This is a genomic window from Enterococcus sp. AZ020 (assembly GCF_050499205.1).
In the GTDB taxonomy this organism is placed as follows: Bacteria; Bacillota; Bacilli; order Lactobacillales; family Enterococcaceae; genus Enterococcus_L; species Enterococcus_L dunnyi.
The window spans coordinates 1-1108 of sequence record NZ_JBIPAT010000015.1 but is presented as its reverse complement, the minus strand read 5'-3'; the positions used below and the strand labels follow the sequence as shown (position 1 = coordinate 1108).

Here is a 1108-nt window from a genome sequence, read left to right as displayed (position 1 = left end):
GGACTTTCCGGCTTTACTTGGACCAGCAATCAACATTTTATGCCCTTGCCGTAGAACTCCCTTGATCAGTTCAGGTGCCAACTCGATTTCTTTATCGAATAAATCAGCCAAACTTTCAGGATCTGGTAGATTGTCGTTCATATCTTCAATGTATTCTTGCCATTCTTCCCATGAGCCTTTACCGATATTTTTTGCTATAAGAAACTGTTTCTTTTCACCTCTGACAAAACCCGGTAAACGAGTCAATCTAGAAGGGTTCTTATTCTGTTTGTCTACTCTTAACCCGTTTTTTTCTACTATTTTATATAGATAGTCCACACGTTCTTGGTACTGCGGATAATTAACAGCATCGATTTTGACAATTGCATGAAGGCTTTTTCCTCCTGAGTATGTCAGAGCGACAATGGGCAACTCTAATTCTCTAAGGATCTCATGTTGCTGTTCGATTTTCATACTGTCTGATTCTACTAATGCATAACGGAAATCAACAACGTTAGTATTTTTAGTTCCTTCTCCGTCCAATGGATTGAAGCGAATCCATGCACCGCTTGCTTGATTCGGATCACCCATCACAGCACCAATATCACCGTTGTTCTTTCTTAAAGCATCAATGATCTCGCCGGATGTTTTAGTGTAGACACCATTTCTAGGCAACCATTTTTCTTGACCGTCTGCCTTTGTATCTAAATAGCCATCATTTACATAACCGATAATATCCCCTGGAGCAAACAATGCCTCTAAATAACTGATGATCTCGTGTGGAGGGTTCCAGTTTTTTGGCTCCTTGATTTCTTTTCCTAATACCCAATCTGTTTTTACTAGCTTATAGCCTTTGTCCACGTCTGTTGCGATGAAACTATCATTCCAATCAAGAAACGAATCATCATCAGAATAGGAGCTTTGCCATCCGTTGTCCTTTGCTAATTGTGTGATCGTTGCACCAGTCACTGGCAAACCTGTGCCTTTGAATGTTTCCCATTTTCTGAAACATTCCTCTGGTTTATATCGGCTATCGTTCTTGCTCCAATCGTCCCAATCATCAACGGAATAGCCTTCCTGTTTTAAAGCCATTCCGACATTTACCCATTCCTGATAATCCAGAGCAGAT

1 protein-coding gene is annotated in these 1108 nt (G+C 40.5%); it reads right to left on the bottom strand.

The window, feature by feature from the left end:
- Positions 1–1108: PriCT-2 domain-containing protein (locus tag IGI58_RS18210; RefSeq protein ID WP_429955525.1), on the bottom strand; the 1108-nt coding region annotated here is incomplete at both ends.